Genomic DNA, 16739 nt, shown 5'->3' with positions numbered 1-16739 from the left:
GGGGGGAACGGCAACAGCAGGGGACACCGCAACGAGCCGGCATTGCCGGCTCGTTGTCGTTTGGAACGAAGAAAGACGAGAAAAGTGCGCGCGGCTCAACGAGAAAGGGACGGAGGGGGTTAAGCCATGGGCTTAACCCCCTGCGTCCCTGCGCGCGCGGCTCAGTCGATGCCGTTCATGCTCATCGCCACGTCGGTGGCGCGGGCGTATTCGACGTAGTCGACGTAGAGCAGGTTGATCACCCGGTCGTGTCCGTTCTCGCGCGGCGTCTTGGCCATCCATGCGCCGAGCCGACGGTTGGCCTCCTGCGACACCAGCCAGACGCCGGTGTACGGGGTCAGCGTCCACGACAGCAGGAACTGGTCGCAGGGCAATTCCGGGTCGCCGATGCAGCGGCCGTCGTACTCGGCGAACTTCTGCAACTGGTCGGCGCTCATCTTGTCGAAGCTGGTGGTGTTGGAATAGCGGTCGAACACGCGCAGGTCGCCTTGCGCGACCGTGGCCGATTCGGAATCGCGGTAGACCCAGATCCCGGCGGCCGGGATCCGCACCGGGTACTCCTCGTCGCAGACCGCCAGCACCACGCCGCTGTGATGGACGAAATCGCGTAGCGAAACGTCGGCCAGGCGTCGGCCGCGCGGCAGGCCGCGGTACAGCCAGGGGCCGAGCCTGCTCTGCAGCAGTTCGACCAGGCGTTCGTACACCGGGCTGTCGAAGCCGGCGTAGTGGGAGAACTTGAGGATCACCAGCTCGCGGTGGCCCTCGGCCATGAAGCGGGCGACGTCGTCGACGATCTGGTTCAGCGCGGGCCCGGTGATCGGGCCGTGGGCGACGTACAGCCGGCCGTCGCTCCACTTCGGCCGCAGGTCGAAGTAGCGGATGCCGTTGCTGAGCTGCTGGTACAGGTCCAGGTCCTGGGTCTTGCCCAGGGTCATCAGGGCGCCGTGCTGGTACATGCCGGCGTCGTGCGAGGCGCCGGTGGTCAGCTGCGGCAGGGTCAGCGCGCCGATCTGCGGCAGGTGATCCTGCATCCAGCGCGCGCGGTCGACGATGCGCGAGCTCGACGCCCACACGGTGTAGAAGTTCTCCGACTCGTGCACCTGCACCGCCTTGTTGCCGCGGCAGGCCACCGCCGGGCGCAGGCCGTCGTCGAACTGCACCGGCTCGCCGGCGAACTCGACCCGGCCCTCGGCGATGCGGCCGAACATCTGCATCAGCGCGGCGCTGGTGCCGGATTCGTGCAGCGCGATCACGTCGCCGTCTTGGTTGATCGCCACGCTCGGCCGCGCGCCGGCGGCGTAGCGCTGCGGCGGCCCCCAGACGATCTGCGGGTCGCGGCCGTGGTCGTCGTCGAGCGCTTCGATCTGGCCGACCCGCAGATACAGCTCGCCGCCGTCGGCCGACTCGTGCGCGATCACGATCAGCCCGGCCGGGTTGATCGCGACGCTGGGGCGGGCGCCGTCGTCGAAGTGCAGGTTGCCGCTCCATTCGATCTCGTCGCGGTCGAGCGAGAAGCGGCCGATGTTGCACCACAAAGTCGGATTCCAGGACGACTCGTGCACCTCGATCACCCACTCGCGGTTCATCGCCACGCTGGGCTTGGTGCCGCTGGCGTAGCGGCGGGCTTCGCCGAAGGCGACGCCGTCTTCTTCGGTCCACAGGCCGATCCGGCTGTACAGGCCGTCGCGGTCCTCGCCGCGGTGGACCTCGACCAGGCGGTTGCCGTGCAGGGCGATCGCCGGCCGCTGGCCGCGGCCGTAGTCGGCGCCGTCGCCCCAGACGATCGCCATCTGGTCGAGCCGGCCGATGCGATAGCTGAGGTTGGCGCCCTGGTCCTGGTGCACGGCGATCAGGCGGCCGTCGTCGCCGAGGGCGATGCGCGGATAGGCGGCATCGTCGGCGTATTTCAGGCCGAGGCCGAAGAACACGTTTCTCATGAGGGAATCCCGCGTAGTGGCGACGAGCGCGCGCACCGTCCACGCGGGCGCGCGCGCCGCCGCGCAGCGCGCGGCGGTACCGGTTCAAGCGTCCCGGCGCGGCGGCTGTGAACGCCGCGGCGGGGTCGCCGGCGGCGCGGTCAGCGCTTGGACGCGGGCAGGGCGGCGATGATGCGCGGGCGGAACCGCATCGCCAGGTCGTGGAAGCCGGCTTCGGTGGGATGCATCTCGTCGAACCAGTCGCCGTCGTCGGCGAGCACGCCGCGCAAGTCGACGTAATCGAAGGTGGCGGCGAAGCGCGGGTCGGCCTTGAGCGCGCGCAGCACATGCAGCTCGAAGCCGTCGATCAGCAGGCGCGCGAAGCGCCTGCGCTCGGCCGCGGTGCGCTCCGGGTCGGCCTGGGCGATCGCGCCCAGGTGCGGGCCGATCCACGGCCCGACGCTCTTCTTCAACGCCGCGGCCACGCCGATGTTGCCCAGGGTCAGCGGGCCGGCGCGGCCGATCAGGCGCGGGTAGTCGTAGGTGTGGGCCAGCACCGGCACCCGCGGCCGCGCCGCGATCGCCGCCTGCAGGAACAGCGCATAGGCCTCGCGCACGCGCTGGTACTGGCCGCTGCCGAGCACGCGCTGGAACGCCGCGTCCGCGTCCAGGCCGCTCTGTCCGGCGAAGGTGCGGGCCAGGAACGGGCCGACGAAATCGTTGCCGCCGGCGCTGAGCAGGATCAGGTCGAATTCGAAGCGCGCATACCAGCCCATCAGCTCGTCGATGTGTTCGCGCACGAACATCGAGCGCTTGGGCGCCTCGGGATTGCGCGCGGCATGGTCGCCGCTGCGTTCGACCCGGAAGAACAGCCCGCCCTGGCCGAACAGCGGCACCCCGCGCTCCTCCTCGTCCGGCGCCGGCGAGACGATCCAGTCGAGCAGGTTCATCGCCAGCGGGGTCGAGAACCAGGAATCGCCCTCGCAGAACACCACCGGCGTGCGTTGCAGCAGGCCGGTGCGTTTGAGCGAGGCGTACAGGCTGCGGAACTGGCCGCGCAGCGACAGGGCGGTGGATTGGGCGACGGGCATGGCGCTGAATCCCGGCGGCGCGGGGGCGCCGTTCTGTGGTCGGTGGTCCACAGTGATAGCAGATGGGGATTGCAGGCGTTGAGAAACGCGGAGCGGATAGTGAGAAACCGGTCGCGGGTCGCAGCCGCTGCGGCGGTGAATAGCGGCGACGCGCGCGCGGCGGCGCCCCAAGCCGTCATCCCCGCGCAGGCGGGGATCCAGAGACTTCAGAGCCATGCTTCGGCGAAGCCCTGGAGTCGCGCCTTCGGGGGAATGACGGTGGTCGGTGTCGCGGTGAAGCCCAGGATGTGCGGTGGCGCCGAAACGAAGCGGAGCCTTCCTGGGCGGGAACGACGTTGGGTGGGTTTGGCAGCGGCTCCCCCGCCATCAGCCCCGCCAGCGCCGCTTCTCGATCCGGCGCACGTTCGGTTCGTCGGCGAGCCGGTCCAGGTATTCGCTCAGCCGCAGCAGTTCGTCGTCGTGCTCGTCCTCGCCGAGGTACTCGCGCACGCACACCAGGTTGCCGTAATTGTCGGCGTGCTTGAACGGACTGTCGTCGACCGCCAACACCCGCTCCAGCCGATAGCCATGGCGCTTGAGCTTTCTCAGGCGCTTGCGGCCTTCGTACTCGCCGGTGTCCCAGTTGCGGCGCAGGGTCAGGCGCGGCGAAGCCCAGGCGAAGCGCAGCGCGCCGGGCGGAAACAGGGCCGCGACCACCGCCGCGGCGTAGACCTCGCCGGACGAGGTCCACACGCCGACGTCGTATCGCGCCAGCACGTGGTCGAGAAAGCGCTGCAGGTGCGGCCGGCGGTAGACGTGATAGTGCAGGGCGAGGAAGTCCGCCGGCCGATCGAGTTCCACCTCGCTGGCATGAATCAGGGTCTCGTCGAGATCGAGCACCAGCAGCAGGCGGTCGGGGGCGGGAGGCATGGTCCGAGTCTGGCATGGACGACCGGCGAGCGAGAAACGAGTGCGCAGGAAAGGAGCGGGTAAAGCCGATGCCCGCTCGCTCCTGTTTGCCTCGCATTGATTCCTGGGCTCCATGCCGATCCTGGCGGCATCCCGCCCGGCCCGCCCGCCGTTCCAGCCCCGGCACGCCGCCGTCCCACCGCTGCGCTTGGGTTGCCCCGGCGGCGGACCCATAATGACGGCCATGGACCCTCATTCCGACAATCCCGACCACGGCTTCCAGTTTCCCGGCGTTTTCGAGCTCAGCGCGATGGGTTCGGCCGAAGCCGGGCTGGAGCGCGAGCTGCCGCAGTTGTTGCTGCAGGCCGGGCTCGACGTGCTGACCGAAACCATTCAGTGGAAGCATTCCTCGACCGGCAAGTACGTGTCGGTACGGATCAGCTTCCGCGCCCAGGACCGCGCCCAGTACGACCTGGCCCACCAGGTGCTGCGCGAGCATCCGGAAGTGAAGTGGACGCTCTGATCGACACCGTCGCCGAGGTCTTGGGCGCCGGCGCCGCGGCGCCGCCGCCGGCGCAGTTGCGCGACCTCGGCCGCCAGCCCTACGAACCGGTGTGGCGGGCGATGCAGGCCTTCACCGACGCCCGCGACGGCGACACCGCCGACGAGCTGTGGCTGGTCGAGCACGATCCGGTGTTCACCCTTGGCCAGGCCGGCAAGGACGAGCACGTGCTGATGCCGGGCGAGATCCCGGTGATCCACGTCGACCGCGGCGGCCAGGTGACCTACCACGGCCCCGGCCAGATCGTGCTGTACCCGTTGCTGGACCTGCGCCGGCTCAAGGTCGGCGTGCGCGAGTACGTCGACCGGATCGAGCAGGCGGTGATCGACACCCTGGCCGAATGGAACATCGAGGGCGCGCGCCGCGACGGCGCCCCCGGCGTGTACGTGGCCGGGGCCAAGGTCATGGCCCTGGGCATCCGGGTCCGGCGCGGCTGCACCTTCCACGGCCTGGCCTTCAACATCGCCATGGACCTGGAGCCCTACCGCCGGATCAACCCCTGCGGCTACCAGGGGCTGCAGGTGACCTCGGTGGTAGACTTGGGCGGCCCCTCGGGCATGGACCAGGTCAAGCCGGTGCTGGTGGCGCAGATCGCGCGCCAGTTCGGGCTGACCGTCGAGGACGCGGCGCCGCCGAACTTCGCCTAGACCGCCGGTTTTCCCCGCTCCCGCCTGGCGGGAGCAGGCGCCCGAAGGGCGGATGAGGGCGCGCGCCTCCACCCGGCGCCGCGCATCGCCGCCGAAGCCCTCACCCCAGCCCTCTGCCGCCCGCGGGAGAGGGGGTTCAATCTCCAGAGTCGAATGCACCCATGAGCGACACCGCGACCAAGACCATCCCGCTCACCGTCGTCGGCGCGGCCGACCCGGTCGCGGCCCCGGCGGTGTTGCAATCCACCACCATGACCCCGGGCGCCAAGCAGCTCGGCGGCGACAAGATCAACCGCTCGCCGGTGCAGTTCGCCGAGGCGCCGGTGCTGCGCAAGCCGTCGTGGATCCGGGTGCGGATTCCGTCCGGCAATTCGGTCGCCCAGCTCAAGGCCAAGCTGCGCGAGAACCGCCTGGTCACGGTGTGCGAGGAAGCCAGCTGCCCGAACATCCACGAGTGCTTCGGCCACGGCACCGCCACCTTCATGATCCTCGGCGAGGTCTGCACCCGCCGCTGCTCGTTCTGCGACGTCGCCCACGGCCGGCCCAAGCCGCCGGATCCGCAGGAGCCGGTCAACCTGGCCAATACCGTCGCCGACATGGGGCTGAAGTACGTGGTGGTGACCAGCGTCGACCGCGACGACCTGCGCGACGGCGGCGCCCAGCATTTCGTCGACTGCATCGCCGCGATCCGCGCCCAGAGCCCGCGCACCAAGATCGAGATCCTGACCCCCGATTTCCGCGGCAAGGGCCGGATGGAGCGGGCGCTGGAGATCCTGGCCAACGACCCGCCGGACGTGTTCAACCACAACGTCGAGACCGTGCCGGACCTGTACGCCAACGTGCGCCCGGGCGCCGACTACCAGTGGTCGCTGACCCTGCTGCAGAAGTTCAAGGCCCAGCACCCGCAGGTCGCGACCAAGTCCGGGATCATGCTCGGCCTGGGCGAGACCATGGAGCAGGTGCAGGCGACCCTGCGCGACCTGCGCGCCCACGACGTCGACATGATCACCATCGGCCAGTACCTGCAGCCGACCGCGCACCACCACCCGGTGCTGCGCTACTGGACCCCGGACGAGTTCAAGCAGCTCGAGGTCTACGGCATGTCGCTGGGCTTCACCCACGTCGCCTCCGGCCCGCTCGTGCGCTCGTCCTATCACGCCGATCGCCAGGCGATCGAAGCCGGCTTCGCCGAAACCGCCAATCACTGAGCCGGCGGGTCCGCCAGGCGCAGCTCGATCGCGGCCTCGCCGCCGGCCTGGCGGCGAAGCAGTCGCAGGCGCGTCTCCGGCCCCAGGCAGCGCCCGGCCGGCGAGCCGGCGACATAGGCCTCGGCGATGAAATAGCCCCGGTCCAGGGTCGCGACGCGTTCGCCGTCGCCGCTCCGGAAGCGCAGCTGCGGCGGGGTGTCCTCGCCGAAACAAAGCCGTTGCCAGGCGAAGCCGGTCAGGTCCGCCGCCGGCACCGCCGCGTCGTCGCGCGCCTGCAGCAGGCGCTGAATCCGCGTTTGCACCTCGTCCCGGAGCGGGTCGCCGCTGCAGGCGCCGAGCAGGACGGGGAGCGCTGCGAGCGCGAGCCAGCTCAGGGCACGCACCGGGCGCAGGGGCAGGGCGGTCATTCCGGATCCTTGGAGCGCGGCCGGGCCGCGACCGCGGAATTGGCGCATGCCGGGCGGCGGCGCCGCAAGTCCGGCCGGGACGTCCGGCCGCTGCCGTTCGCATTCATACGGCGTCGTGGACATGGGCAGGGGTCCGCAAACGGCCGTGTAACCGATCGCTAACGCTTCGGCCGGCCAAACTGAACCGCTTTCACGGCTGCAACACGCAATCGCGCCGGACGGGCGTGACAGCGCCGGCAACTTTCGGCACTGTGGGCCTGTCCAAGGCCGGACCATGCTTTCGACGCCGGCCCACGCCGAGAAGATTCCGCGATGACCCCCAAGAACACGCGTGCCCTTACCCTGTTCGCAGGGCTCCTGCTGACCGCCCCGCTGGCGCTGCTGGCGCGGCCGGAGACGACGGCCCCGGCCGCCGGTTCGGCGGCGCTGCCGACCGCGCCGACCGCCGACCAGACCATGGCCGCCAAGCTGGTCTACGGCCTGCTGTCCGACAGCCGCTACGCCTACCGCCCGCGCGCGCTCGACGACGCGCTGTCGGCCGACATGTACAAGCGCTACCTGGAAGCGCTCGACGCCGGCAAGCAGTTCTTCACCGCCGCCGACATCGCCCGTTTCGACGCCTACAAGACCAAGCTCGACGACGCGATCAAGAGCGGCGACCTGAGCCCGGCGTACGCGATGTTCGCCACCTACAAGCAGCGCGTCGACCAACGCGTCGCCTACGCCCGCGGCCTGCTCAAGCAGCCGGGCAATTTCGAATTCGACGGCAGCGACCGCTACGAGTACGACCGCAAGGACGCGCCGTGGGTCGCCGACGGCGCCGCGCTCGACGCGCTGTGGAAGCAGTCGGTGCGCAACGACTGGCTGCGCCTGAAGCTGGCCGGCAAGAAGAGCGACGACATCGCCAAGACCCTGGACAAGCGCTACGCCAACCTGAGCAAGGGCATCGCCGAGCTCAAGGGCGAGGACGTGTTCCAGACCTTCGTCAACAGCTACGCCAACGCGATCGATCCGCACACCGACTATCTGACTCCGAAGTCGGCCGACAACTTCAACATGACCATGTCGCTGTCGCTGGACGGCATCGGCGCGCAGCTGCAGAAGCAGGACGACGTGGTCGCGATCCGCGAGATCATCCCGGGCGGCCCGGCCTCGCGCAGCAACCTGCTCAAGGCCGGCGACCGCATCGTCGGCGTCGGCCAGGGCGAGAGCGGGACGATGGAGGACGTGATCGGCTGGCGCATCGACGACGTGGTCGCCAAGATCCGCGGCGCCAAGGGCACCAAGGTGCGCCTGGACGTGGTTCCGGCCGAGTCGGGCCTGGACAGCAAGCCCAACCGCATCGTCCTGGTGCGCGACAAGGTGCGCCTGGAAGACCAGGCCGCCAAGTCCGAGATCATCGACATCCCGGCGGCCGGCGACGCGCCGGCCAAGCGGATCGGGGTGATCAAGCTGCCGGGCTTCTATCAGGACTTCGAAGGCCGGCGCAAGAACGCCAACGACTACGCCTCGGCGACCCGCGACGTGGCCAAGCTGCTGATCAAGCTGCGCGGCGACAAGGTCGACGGCGTGGTGCTGGACCTGCGCAACAACGGCGGCGGCTCGCTCAACGAGGCCATCGAGCTGACCGGTCTGTTCATCGACCGCGGCCCGGTGGTGCAGGTGCGCGAATCCGGCGGCCGGGTCAGCGTCGAAGGCGACAGCGACACCGGCATCGCCTGGGAAGGCCCGCTGGCGGTGCTGATCAACCGCGGCTCGGCTTCGGCCTCGGAGATCTTCGCCGGCGCGATCCAGGACTACGGCCGCGGCCTGGTCATCGGCGAAACCAGTTTCGGCAAGGGCACGGTGCAGAACCTGGTCGACCTCGACCGCTGGCCGGCCAACGAGAACGCGCGCTTCGGCCAGGTCAAGCTGACCATCGCCCAGTTCTTCCGCGTCAGCGGCGGCTCGACCCAGAACAAGGGCGTGGTGCCGGACATCGCCTTCCCGGTCTCGGTCGACGCCACCGAATACGGCGAAAGCACCTACGACAACGCCCTGCCGTGGACCAAGATCGCCGCGGTCGACCACACCAGCTACGGCAACTTCGCGCCGTTGCTGCCGAAGCTGGAAGGCCTGCACAGCGCGCGCATGGGCTCGGACAAGGAGTTCCAGTGGTGGTCGCAGGACGTGGCCGAGTTCCGCGCCGAGCGGGCCAAGAAGTCGGTGTCGCTCAACGAGGCCGAACGCCGCGCCGAGCGCGACCGCGACGACGCCAAGCGCAAGCAGCGCCAGGCCGAGCGCAAGCAGTTGGGCCTGGCCCTGGACCCGCTGGCCGACGACGCCAACGACGACGGCCTGTCCGGCAACGAGCGCGACATCGTCAAGGACGCGGCGCGCGAGAAGCTGGCCGAGAAGCGTCCGGATCCGTTGCTGCGCGAATCGGCGACGATCCTGGCCGACGCGGTGCGCCTGCTCAACAACGACCGCCAGTTGTCGGCGCAGGTGCTGCCGACCGCGACCCGGCCGGGGCATTGGGCCGACTGAGGCCGCCGCATCGATCGAAGACGCCCGCGCCGAGCGCGGGTATCAGCACCGAAACGCGCCCGCCGGGCGCGTTTCTTTTTGCCCGGCGCGCACGCATCGCTGCGGTGGGATAGGAGCGGCGCGCCATGGGATTTCATCCGGAACGGCGCTGTGTTGGCGGCGTTGCGTCGCGATCCGGGCACAGCGCGGTCGCGGCTCGCGCCGCTCCTACCCCGAGCGCTGCGACGCTTCCTTTGTAGGAGCGGCGCGAGCCGCGACCGCCGCAGCGGTGTGCGCCAGCGTTGCGGCCGAAGCCTGGCCCCGGGAGCGCGGCTCGCGCCGCTCCTACAAGGGCCGGCGGCGTCGCTCCACTGTAGGAGCGGCGTAAGCCGCGACAGCCGAAGAGGACGAATACTACGCGGCCCGCAGAAACCAGGGATGGCGGTGCGCGAGCCGCGCTCCCGGGGCCAGGCTTCGGCCGCAACGCTGGCGCACACCGCTGCGGCGGTCGCGGCTCGCGCCGCTCCTACAAGGGCCGGCGGCGTCGCTCCACTGTAGGAGCGGCGTAAGCCGCGACAGCCGAAGAGGAGGCGATACCACGCCACCGGCAGAAACGAGGATGGCCGGGCAACAGGCGCTCGCAGGGCAGGGCTTCGGAGAAAACGCTGGCGCACACCGCTGCGGTGGTCGCGGCTCACGCCGCTCCTACAGTGGAGCGACGCCGCCGGCCTTTGTAGGAGCGGCGTGAGCCGCGACCACCGCAGCGGTGTGCGCCAGCGTTTTCTCCGAAGCCCTGCCCTGCGAGCGCCTGTTGCCCGGCCATCCTCGTTTCTGCCGGTGGCGTGGTATCGCCTCCTCTTCGGCTGTCGCGGCTTACGCCGCTCCTACAGTGGAGCGACGCCGCCGGCCCTTGTAGGAGCGGCGCGAGCCGCGACCACCGCAGCGGTGTGCGCCAGCGTTGCGGCCGAAGCCCGCCGGATGCGGTCCAGGCTGAACGCCCGCGACGGCGCGCAAGAAGCGGATAGCCGCGGCTGCCGGGCGAGCCTAGTCTGGGCGCCATGAACGCCAAGTCCGCATTTCGACCGGCTCCGGCCGGCACCCCGGCCGCCGACAAGCTCGAGCGCGCCCGCGTCCTGCTCGATACCGGCGAGCCCAGCCTGCACGAACTGGCCGCGGCGGTCGGCCTCAGCGCCTCGCACCTGCAGCGCCGCTTCAGCGCGCGCTACGGGCTGAGCCCGGCCGAGTACCTGGCCCAGCGCAAGCTCGGCAGCCTGCGCTCGGCCCTGCGCGACGGCCAGGAGGTCAGCGCGGCCTTGTACGACGCCGGCTACGGCTCGCCGTCGCGGGTTTACGAGGCCGGTGCGGCCAAGCTCGGCATGACTCCGGCGCGCTACCGCGCCGGCGGCGCCGGCGAGCAGATCCGCTGGAGCCTGGCGCCGACCGCGATCGGCATCGCCCTGGTCGCGACCACCGCGCGCGGCATCTGCATGGTCGAGCTCGGCGACGACCCGGTTGCGCTGGAGGCCAAGCTGCGCCGCGAGTTTCCGCAGGCGCAGCTGGAGCGCGTAGACGCCGGCCGCGACGAGTTCCTGGCCCCGCGCCTGCGCGCGGTCGCCGACACCCTCGACGGCCGCCGCGAAGAGGTGCCGCTGGACCTGATCGGCACAGCCTTCCAGAAGAAGGTCTGGGACGCGCTGATGAAGATCCCGCCCGGCCAGACCCGCAGCTACGCCGACATCGCCGAACAGATCGGCGCCCCGCGCGGCGCGCGCGCGGTGGCCCAGGCCTGCGCCAACAACCGCATCGCCGTGGTCGTGCCCTGCCACCGCGTGGTTCGCGGCGACGGCTCGCTCGGCGGCTATCGCTGGGGCTTGCCGTTGAAGGAAAGGTTGCTGGAGCGGGAGAGGGCTTAGGGCGGGGAATGGGGAATGGGGAATAGGGAATGGGGAATCGGTAAAGCGCGTTCGCGGCGATCTGGGGCGTGCCGTCCTGAGGCCGGGTCGGAACTAGAGCGGTTCGTACCCGCTTTTACGATTCCCGATTCCCGACTCCCCATTCCCGGCCTTCACCGCCTCTTACGCGCCGCCCGTGGCGCGTCCCGGGTCGGCAGCTCCAGGCCGTGCTTGACCACGTCGAACACCAGGTGGGTGTCGTAGCGCTTGACGTTGCCTTCGTCGAGGAACAGGCGGTCGACCACCTGGCGGCAGTGGGCGACGCCGGTGGTGGCCAGGATCACCAGGTAGTCCCATTCGCCGGCCAGGGTGTAGCACTGCTGCACTTCCGGGGCGGCGCGCACGCGGGCGTGGAAGGCAGCGTGGCGCTCGGCCGACTCGCGCTCCATGGTCACCCAGACCGCGGCTAGGGTGCTGCCCAGGGCCATCGGGTCGAGCACCGCGACCTGGCGCATCAGGCCTTCCTGGCGGTAGCGGGTCATGCGGCGCTGGACCGCGCTCGGCGACAGGCCGACGGCGTCGCCGAGCTCGCTGAGCGTGGCCGAGGCGTCGCGCTGCAGCAGCTCCAGTAGTTTGTGGTCGAACTCGTCCAGGGCCAGGGGTGCGGTCATGCAAGATTTTTGCGTTGATGCGGGCAAATTTTCAACCGCAATTTGACTGACATCGATACGCTATTCTTGATCTCATCGCATGAAGAATTTTTATGTGATGACTCGCTCCCCACCCCCCAAGACGGACGCCCCCGGGATGTCCCGGTACGTGACGCAAGCCGCCGCGCCCGAGCAGATCGGCGAGATCCTCGCCCTGATCCGCGAGCACGGCCCCAACCCCTGGAACTTCCTGCCCGAGTTGGAGCTGGCCGAGCACCTGGCGGCGATCCGGCGCGGACGCACCCAGGCGGTGGTGGCCGTATGCGATTGTGCGATCGTGGCCGCGGTCACGTTCGAGCCGAGCGATGCGTTCCATCGTTACCAACCGGCCGGACGCGAAGTCGAGTGGCAGGGGCACGTCCGCGAGGCCGTGGTGCACCGCGAACACCGCGGCCAGGGCCTGGGTTCGCGACTGCTGCAGGCCGCGGTCGCGCGCTTGCGGCAGATGGGGATGAGCGAGATCTACGTCGAGCGCCACGAGGAGAACGAGGGCTCGGCGGGGATGATGCGCAAGGCCGGTTTCGTGGTCATCGACGTGTTCGACGATCCGCGCCGCCGCGACGCAGGCAGCCGCCGGACCGCGGTGTCGCGTTACCAACCCCATCCCTAGACTGGCCGCCGCCGGCTCGCGCCAGCGAATCCGGCGGCGAGGAACCACCGCTGCATTGCGTCGCGCGTTCGCTCTCGCGCGACCCGACTCGCACTAGCCCCATCGGCCGATCCCGTCGGCCGGTTTCTCCCGCCGTCTTTCGCCTTCGGAACCCCCGCGTCATGAGCGCCGCCGCCCCCACCGCCGAACGCATCGCCCCCGGTCCTCTCGCAGTCGCCTTCGCCCTGGCCTCGGTCTACGTCCTGTGGGGCTCGACCTACCTGGCGATCCGCTTCGCCCTGGCCAGCTATCCGCCGTTCCTGCTCGGCGCCGGGCGCATGGCCCTGGCCGGCGCGATCATGTACGCGGTGCTGCGCTGGCGCGGCGTCGCGCCGCCGACGCGCAAGCAGTGGCGCACCTTGTGGGTGCTGTCGATCTGGATGGTGCTGCTGTCCAACGGCCTGGTGAACCTGGCCGAGACCCAGGTCGACTCCGGCCTGGCGGCGATCGCGGTGGCGTCGATGCCGCTGTTCGCCGGCGTGTTCGCGATGCTGCGCGGGCGCCACCCGTCGAAGATCGAATGGGTCGGCCTGGCGATCGGCTTCGTCGGCGTGGTCTGGCTCAACGCCGGCGGCAAGCTCGCGGCCTCGACCCTGGGCCTGGTGTGCCTGATCGTGGCGCCGATCGCCTGGGCCTGGGGCTCGATCTGGAGCCGCGACCAGGACCTGCCGTCGCCGTTCATGTCCGCCAGCGCGCAGATGCTGACCGGCAGCGTGTGGATGCTCGGCGCGGCGTTGCTGACCGGCGAACGCATCGTCGCCGTGCCCACCGTCGGCGCCACCGCGGCCCTGCTGTACCTGGTCGTGGCCGGTTCGATCTTCGGCTTCACCGCCTACATCTGGCTGCTGCACCACGTGCGCCCGGCGCTGGCCACCAGCTACGCCTACGTCAACCCGCCGATCGCGGTGCTGTTCGGTGCGCTGCTGGCCGGCGAACGCTTCACCTCGCACGACCTGGGCGCGATGGCGGTGATCCTGGCCGGCGTGGTCATCATCACCCTGGCCCGCGCGCGCGCGGCCAAGCCGGCGGCGCCGCTGCCGGCGCAGGAAAAGGAACGCTCATGAACCTCGCCGTCGACCGCCGCGGTCTGTGGATCGCGATCGCCTCGTTCGCGCTATGGGGCGTGATGCCGCTGTACTGGCACCTGCTCAAGTCGGTGCCGTCGCTGCAGATCGTCGCCCACCGCATCGTCTGGAGCACCCTGCTGGTCGCCGCCTGGCTGAGCTGGAAGGTCGGCCGGCACTGGCTGCGCGAGGTGCTGGCGCAGCCGCGCAAGGCGGCGATGCTGGCGCTGAGCGGGGTGCTGATCGCGTTCAACTGGGGCCTGTACATCTGGGCGGTCAACGCCGGCCACGTGCTCGAAGGCAGCCTGGGTTATTTCATCGGCCCCTTGGTCAGCGTGATGCTGGGCGTGCTGTTCCTCGGCGAACGCCTGCGCGCGGTGCAGTGGGTGGCGATCGCGCTGGCCTTCGCCGGGGTGCTGTGGCTGACCCTGCGCTACGGCCAGCCGCCGCTGATCGCGCTCGGCCTGGCGGTGTCGTTCGCGATCTACGGCCTGGTGCGCAAGCTGGTCGCGGTCGAGGCGGTGACCGGGCTCGGAGTCGAGAACGTATACCTGTTCCTGCCTGCGCTGGGCCTGATGCTGTGGGGCGAAAGCCACGGCCAGGGCGGCTTCTTCGGCGAATGGGGCCTGGGCACCGACCTGCTGCTGGTGATCGCCGGCGCGCTGACCGCGCTGCCGCTGATCGGCTTCGCCTACGCGGTGCGGCGTGTGTCGCTGACCGCGATCGGCCTGCTGCAGTACCTGGCCCCGTCGCTGCAGTTCCTGATCGGCGTGTGGGTGCTGCGCGAGCCGTTCGACGAAACCCGCGCGATAGGCTTTGCGATCATCTGGCTGGGCCTGATCGTGTTCGTCGGCGAGGGCATGCTGCGGTCGCGGCGGCTGGCTGCGGCGGCGCAGGCGGCCTGAGCGCGGCGGCGTCGGTTCAGCCGAGCAGGCCTTCGAAGTAGGCGCGCGCCAGGGCGTAGGCGGCCGCCACCGTGGCGGCGATCAGGCCGCGGCGCCAGGCGCCTTCGTGCCAGCGGCGTTGGCGCTCGCGCTGCCGCACCTGTTGGCGGCGCTGCGAGGCCGCGGCCAGAGCGACCGCCTGCGCGTGCTGCTGCAGGCGGACGGCGAAGTCCGGCGCCGGCAGGACGTCGTCCGCGCCGTCGGCGTGGGTCAGAGCCGCCAGAGGCGAACGCGCCTCCAGGTACTCGGCGATTTCCGCGTCGTCCATCCGCGGTTCCCAGTCGTTGACGAACGGGGGCACCGCGCGCCGGCGCAGCGACACTGCCGTGGCGTAGGCGAGGTCGGCCGGGATCCGGTGCGAGTCCAGCGGGATGAGCACCGGTGCGTAGCGGCGCAGCGAGGCGGCTTCGAGTTCGTGATGGCGTTGTTGCCAGGCGGGCAGCCGCGCGATGTAGCGGCCGGGGTCGCGCAGGCAGACTTGCAGGGCTTCGCTCTGCGCTCCGAAGGCTTCGAGGTAATGACGCCGCAGGCCGACCACGTCCTCCCAGGCGATCAGACCGTAGTCGGGGGAATGGATGCCGGCGGCGTCGATGCGCAGCTCGCGCGGAGTCCGGTTCGCGCGCCGCAGCAGGATCGCGCCGCCGGCGAACAGCGCCGCGCACAGGCCGAAGAACACCGAGGTGCTGTGGCTGCCCGGGCGCCAGGCGAGCGCGGCGAGCGCGGCCATCAGCGCGCCCCCGCCCGCCAGCTGCCACAACGAGCCCGGCGAATGATGCACAGCGCCGCTCACCGAGCCGCGACGCAGCGCTTCGCGGGTGAGCCGGCCGAGCTCGTCGCCGCGGGGGTGGTCGATGCGATACACCGCGATCAGGCTGGCGGCGACGCCGGCCAAGCAAACCAGCAGCAGGCTCAGGGTCAGCCACGGCGGGTGGCCCGACGACAAGCCGTGTTCGTTGAACGTGAGCGGCAGGGCGGCCGCGCCGAATACGATGCCAAGGGCGCGATAGAGGAGTCGGCGGGCAGCGGCGCTCATTCGTGACGGCTTCCTTGCGCGAGCGCTTACGCTAACCCAGTTGAGGGCAGGGCAGAAGCGGGCTCCGTCGCGGCGGCGGCCGGTTCGGGGCGCGTTTCGTCGGTGGAGGGGCGGGTTCCAAAGTTGCTTGGGGCCTGGCAAAAGCAAATCCCCCCTAGCCCCCCTTTTTCAAAGGTAATTCCCTACGAATCTGGACCAGATTAGGCTGGTTCCAGATGCAAAAATGTCCTGTTTGCCAACGTGCGCGGCCATGGAAATTGAGCGATGGACGGCTCAAGTGCCGGGCGTGCGCCCATCGCTTTCGTCCGGCCGTCTTGGCCTGGGAATCGGTCCGATTGAGCGCTTCCCAGAAGCGGCAACTGATCGAACGTTTCGCTCTGGGCGTACCGGTCTACCGGCAGCGATTCCGGCCCGTATGCAGCCCGGCCACGGCAGAAAAGTTCTACCGCGTCCTGCGGGCTTGCTGCGCCTTCGAAGAGCAGTGGCGAGGGCCGTTCGATGGGGTCGTGGAATGCGACGAAACTACGTTTGGCGGCATACGTCATGGCAAAACCGGTTGGGGCGCCGCCGGCAAGGTGATCGTGTTCGGCATCGTCAAGCGCAACGGCCAGGTCAAGGCCATGCCGATCGCGGCGCACGATCGCGACAGCGTGATGCAGCAGATCGAGGCGCACACCCGCGAAGGGTCGCTGTACTACACCGACCGCTGGCAGGCGTACGCCACGCTGAAGCTACGAGGCGACCACGTGATGATCCGCAAGGAGAAGGGCAAGCCGGTCGGACGCGACCACATCAACGGCATCGAAGGCTTCTGGAGCTACGCCAAGAACTGGTTAGCCCCGTACCGTGGGGTGCCCCGCCAATTCTTCCATCTGTATTTGGGTGAAGTTTGCTACCGCTACAACCACCGGGCCGAAGACCTGCAAGCCTTGCTGGACAAGGCTCTGCGGGTCATAGACCTTGACCAAATCACTCCACTTTTGGTCCAGAAACGTTAGGAATTACCTTTTCAAAGGGGGGAACTGCATCTGCAGCGATGGGGGACGCTGCAAGCGCAGCGACGTGGTGGTCCCGCGTCCGCGCCAACGCATTCCCACGACAACGATTCCGCCACGACAACACCCCCCTCGCGGCAACAGTGCCCTCGCAGCAACAACCCTCTCGCAGCAATAAACCCGCGCAGCAATAAACCCCCCGCGACAACAATTCCCCCCTTTGAAAAA

At 69.8% G+C, this 16739-nt stretch carries 15 protein-coding genes; 9 read left to right on the top strand and 6 right to left on the bottom strand.

The window, feature by feature from the left end:
• Positions 1 to 161: 161 nt before the first annotated feature.
• From K4L06_RS03480 to K4L06_RS03470, 3 genes are all read right to left on the bottom strand, one after another.
• Positions 162 to 1937, bottom strand: a complete 1776-nt coding sequence (locus tag K4L06_RS03480) for a hypothetical protein (RefSeq protein WP_221670070.1) — start codon at positions 1935 to 1937, stop codon at positions 162 to 164.
• Positions 1938 to 2077: 140 nt separating this feature from the next.
• Positions 2078 to 3007, bottom strand: coding sequence for a hypothetical protein (locus K4L06_RS03475; RefSeq protein ID WP_221670069.1), 930 nt, complete (start codon positions 3005 to 3007; stop codon positions 2078 to 2080).
• A gap of 366 nt (positions 3008 to 3373) precedes the next feature.
• Positions 3374 to 3916: an HAD family hydrolase gene (locus K4L06_RS03470; protein ID WP_221670068.1), complete on the bottom strand. Its 543-nt coding sequence runs from the start codon at positions 3914 to 3916 to the stop codon at positions 3374 to 3376.
• Between the two features lie 223 nt (positions 3917 to 4139).
• On the opposite strand from K4L06_RS03470, the gene K4L06_RS03465 reads away from it, so the two are divergent.
• From K4L06_RS03465 to lipA, 3 genes are all read left to right on the top strand, one after another.
• Positions 4140 to 4418: a DUF493 family protein gene (locus tag K4L06_RS03465; RefSeq protein ID WP_221670067.1), complete on the top strand. Its 279-nt coding sequence runs from the start codon at positions 4140 to 4142 to the stop codon at positions 4416 to 4418.
• Positions 4418 to 5104, top strand: coding sequence for a lipoyl(octanoyl) transferase LipB (lipB, locus tag K4L06_RS03460; RefSeq protein WP_221673504.1), 687 nt, complete (start codon positions 4418 to 4420; stop codon positions 5102 to 5104). The genes K4L06_RS03465 and lipB overlap by 1 nt, the downstream gene beginning before the upstream one ends.
• A 161-nt stretch (positions 5105 to 5265) precedes the next feature.
• The gene (lipA, locus tag K4L06_RS03455; RefSeq protein ID WP_221670066.1) at positions 5266 to 6312 is read left to right on the top strand and encodes a lipoyl synthase; all 1047 of its coding nucleotides are present in this window, start codon (positions 5266 to 5268) and stop codon (positions 6310 to 6312) included.
• Here the strand turns inward: lipA and K4L06_RS03450 are convergent.
• Entirely contained in the window at positions 6306 to 6719 is a 414-nt protein-coding gene (locus K4L06_RS03450) for a hypothetical protein (RefSeq protein ID WP_221670065.1), read from the bottom strand. The genes lipA and K4L06_RS03450 overlap by 7 nt on opposite strands.
• A gap of 342 nt (positions 6720 to 7061) precedes the next feature.
• Between K4L06_RS03450 and K4L06_RS03445 the strand changes: the two genes are divergently transcribed.
• Together K4L06_RS03445 and K4L06_RS03440 are read left to right on the top strand one after the other, a co-directional pair.
• Positions 7062 to 9245: a carboxy terminal-processing peptidase gene (locus tag K4L06_RS03445; protein WP_255595493.1), complete on the top strand. Its 2184-nt coding sequence runs from the start codon at positions 7062 to 7064 to the stop codon at positions 9243 to 9245.
• A gap of 1037 nt (positions 9246 to 10282) precedes the next feature.
• Positions 10283 to 11137 carry a methylated-DNA--[protein]-cysteine S-methyltransferase gene (locus K4L06_RS03440; protein WP_221670063.1) on the top strand — a complete coding sequence of 285 codons (855 nt, stop codon included), beginning with the start codon at positions 10283 to 10285 and terminating at the stop codon, positions 11135 to 11137.
• Between the two features lie 152 nt (positions 11138 to 11289).
• Here the strand turns inward: K4L06_RS03440 and K4L06_RS03435 are convergent, their stop codons facing one another.
• A complete protein-coding gene (locus K4L06_RS03435) occupies positions 11290 to 11787 on the bottom strand; it encodes an Lrp/AsnC family transcriptional regulator (protein ID WP_064745868.1) in 498 nt (165 codons plus the stop codon).
• A 148-nt stretch (positions 11788 to 11935) separates the two neighbouring features.
• Between K4L06_RS03435 and K4L06_RS03430 the strand changes: the two genes are divergently transcribed.
• The 3 genes from K4L06_RS03430 to rarD all read left to right on the top strand — a co-directional run bounded on the left by K4L06_RS03430 (position 11936) and on the right by rarD (position 14444).
• Entirely contained in the window at positions 11936 to 12436 is a 501-nt protein-coding gene (locus tag K4L06_RS03430) for a GNAT family N-acetyltransferase (protein WP_221670062.1), read from the top strand.
• A 161-nt stretch (positions 12437 to 12597) separates the two neighbouring features.
• A complete protein-coding gene (yedA, locus tag K4L06_RS03425) occupies positions 12598 to 13539 on the top strand; it encodes a drug/metabolite exporter YedA (protein ID WP_221670061.1) in 942 nt (313 codons plus the stop codon).
• On the top strand, positions 13536 to 14444 hold the full coding sequence (rarD, locus tag K4L06_RS03420) for an EamA family transporter RarD (RefSeq protein ID WP_221670060.1): 909 nt from the start codon (positions 13536 to 13538) through the stop codon (positions 14442 to 14444). Before yedA ends, rarD begins: the two co-directional genes overlap by 4 nt.
• A 16-nt stretch (positions 14445 to 14460) precedes the next feature.
• On the opposite strand, the gene K4L06_RS03415 is transcribed toward rarD, so the two are convergent.
• Positions 14461 to 15516 (bottom strand): hypothetical protein, encoded by a 1056-nt coding sequence (locus K4L06_RS03415; protein WP_221670059.1) that lies wholly within the window; start codon positions 15514 to 15516, stop codon positions 14461 to 14463.
• Between the two features lie 335 nt (positions 15517 to 15851).
• On the opposite strand from K4L06_RS03415, the gene K4L06_RS03410 reads away from it, so the two are divergent.
• Complete coding sequence (locus K4L06_RS03410; protein ID WP_221669514.1) at positions 15852 to 16514, top strand: IS1595 family transposase; 663 nt, start codon at positions 15852 to 15854, stop codon at positions 16512 to 16514.
• Positions 16515 to 16739: the final 225 nt, after the last annotated feature.

Origin of the sequence: Lysobacter sp. BMK333-48F3 (genome assembly GCF_019733395.1) — a bacterium.
In the GTDB taxonomy this organism is placed as follows: Bacteria; Pseudomonadota; Gammaproteobacteria; order Xanthomonadales; family Xanthomonadaceae; genus Lysobacter.
The sequence above is the reverse complement of the archived record's forward strand: the minus strand, read 5'-3'. Positions and strand labels throughout refer to the sequence as shown.

What these genes read in the sequence shown, in the direction of transcription:
- yedA (WP_221670061.1), top strand. Translation starts at nt 12,598, where the DNA reads ATGAGCGCCGCCGCCCCCACCGCCGAACGCATCGCCCCCGGTCCTCTC.
- K4L06_RS03415 (WP_221670059.1), bottom strand. Translation starts at nt 15,516, where the DNA reads ATGAGCGCCGCTGCCCGCCGACTCCTCTATCGCGCCCTTGGCATCGTA.
- K4L06_RS03480 (WP_221670070.1), bottom strand. Translation starts at nt 1,937, where the DNA reads ATGAGAAACGTGTTCTTCGGCCTCGGCCTGAAATACGCCGACGATGCC.
- K4L06_RS03440 (WP_221670063.1), top strand. Translation starts at nt 10,283, where the DNA reads ATGAACGCCAAGTCCGCATTTCGACCGGCTCCGGCCGGCACCCCGGCC.
- K4L06_RS03450 (WP_221670065.1), bottom strand. Translation starts at nt 6,719, where the DNA reads ATGACCGCCCTGCCCCTGCGCCCGGTGCGTGCCCTGAGCTGGCTCGCG.
- K4L06_RS03435 (WP_064745868.1), bottom strand. Translation starts at nt 11,787, where the DNA reads ATGACCGCACCCCTGGCCCTGGACGAGTTCGACCACAAACTACTGGAG.
- K4L06_RS03465 (WP_221670067.1), top strand. Translation starts at nt 4,140, where the DNA reads ATGGACCCTCATTCCGACAATCCCGACCACGGCTTCCAGTTTCCCGGC.
- K4L06_RS03470 (WP_221670068.1), bottom strand. Translation starts at nt 3,916, where the DNA reads ATGCCTCCCGCCCCCGACCGCCTGCTGCTGGTGCTCGATCTCGACGAG.
- K4L06_RS03475 (WP_221670069.1), bottom strand. Translation starts at nt 3,007, where the DNA reads ATGCCCGTCGCCCAATCCACCGCCCTGTCGCTGCGCGGCCAGTTCCGC.
- rarD (WP_221670060.1), top strand. Translation starts at nt 13,536, where the DNA reads ATGAACCTCGCCGTCGACCGCCGCGGTCTGTGGATCGCGATCGCCTCG.
- lipA (WP_221670066.1), top strand. Translation starts at nt 5,266, where the DNA reads ATGAGCGACACCGCGACCAAGACCATCCCGCTCACCGTCGTCGGCGCG.